We start from the raw sequence: 1848 nt of genomic DNA on the forward strand, positions 1-1848 counted from the left end.
ATGCTGAGAGTTATCAGCTGGGAAGAGACGTAAACCAAGCGTACAAGAAGGTCTATTATTTTTTATMCGTYTAAAAAGGTCTCTTTTTAATATTAAATAGACCTTTTATCATTCATTTTTTCGATGTCTAAAAAGGTGTACCTTTTGGGACTATCTATATTGGACAATCTCAATCATAAATTAACTATACACAGTTAAGGGGATTCTGGTGCAAAAGTGTTGAAATGTTGTTACTGAGAGGCTACCAGAAAAAAATGTCCTTTATTTCGCAGCTAAATGTCCATTTATTGCAATTCTGAGCGTTTCTCATAATACTGTTTTTAGTGAAGGAGTTGGGGGGATTGAAAAAAATCATATACTGGATTATTTTTATTTTTTTGATTGTAGCTTATGTGACTGACATAGAAAACATTGACTTAAAGGATTTATTCTCTTCATCACACGAAAGTACTACATCCTATGATAATTAAAGTGATCTATTCTCCGACTGATAAATATTCTATAATTATTTGTGATAAATAAAGGAACTCGCCAAAGTAGTAGCAGCTTTAAGCCTGTTGCTACATAAATGTTTCATAGCTAGAGAAATATTTATATGGATGGTTTATATCTTAATTGAGCAAACTACCTAAGATGAATGAATCACCACCTTATAAGTAGTGATATGTAAAACAGAAAAAACCACTAGKATGGATTCTAGTGGYTTTACTGTTTAAAAATCGTTATATTCTTCTAAGTCGTCATCGTCTAATGAGCCAGATATATTTTCTAAATCTGCAATCTTTCCTTCTTTYAGTTGKGGAACCTTTAAAGGCTCTTCTTCTTTRAARGARWCRYTTCCTACAAAACCTGTTGTTTTTGCTAATGTTTTTAAATCAGCTAATTCATTCTTGATATGTTCAAGCATTTCGTAGGTTTTTTTGTCTTCTATTGCTTTTCTTCCATTAGATGAATCATCTARATCACGTARAATTAAAGATGAAATATAGTCCCCTAACCTACGCGATTTAGCATGTTTAGCTAGTTTATTATAAACTTCATCACTCAATCGATTTGTCTTAATGGTAAACGCATTTTGACGCTCTGACATCCCTATCACCTACGTTGTTAGGATTTAACGGCTTTCTTTYCTGCKRCTTGCTTCTTTTGAACGTAACCAATACTACGAATCTCTAAGCCAAATAAATTTAAATGGCGGCTATCTTGGGGAACCTTATGATACTTCTCCGTACGTTCTTCTCCAATTTTTTCACGCATACTATTCATGATAGCTACTTCTAAAGTAGGAGCTACTCCACCGCAGTATACATACTTACGTAGTTTATTCGCTGGTGGWGGTGCAACATCATTTAATTTAGCYAATAAAATCTCCACATATTCTCGTAGTGAAGATTTKATTGTACTTGTTAAATCAATAGAKTCACCTGTATTCTCGTTTTTTAATACAAACTTTTGCTTGCTGTAGTTATCGAGAATAAATTGATCAAARGCACGTAAGTCTGTAAATAATTCTAGAAATTTCTCTTTACGCAATTTATCAATATGMGCTAAATAAGGAATGCCTTCAATGCTTTGGAATGAATCACGACTATTGGCAGCTTTCAACCCTTCGGGTAGAATAACCACATCAATGGAACCACCACCAATGTCCACCATRACYGTTTCRCATTCTACATACTCATTCGCATCTTCACGATCTTCAAGGGTTAAGTCTTTTTTTAACGCAAAACGTGCACTTTCTCCCTCTTTTAAGCATGCACTTTCTTCCACTACTACCTTTAACGTATTTTCAAAACCAGGCGTATGCACGGTAAACGTATGGTCACCTAAGAAGCGATTAGCCATCGC

General features: G+C 34.2%; 2 protein-coding genes. Both read right to left on the bottom strand.

Features of this window, described 5'->3' with window-relative positions:
* Positions 1–712: 712 nt before the first annotated feature.
* Positions 713–1090 (bottom strand): hypothetical protein, encoded by a 378-nt coding sequence (locus tag AC1DRF_RS25710; RefSeq protein ID WP_477742039.1) that lies wholly within the window; start codon positions 1088–1090, stop codon positions 713–715.
* Positions 1091–1107: 17 nt separating this feature from the next.
* Positions 1108–1848: Alp7A family actin-like protein (locus AC1DRF_RS25715; protein ID WP_477742040.1), on the bottom strand; the 741-nt coding region annotated here is incomplete at its 5' end.

The organism is Priestia sp. P5_B4 (assembly GCF_056400385.1).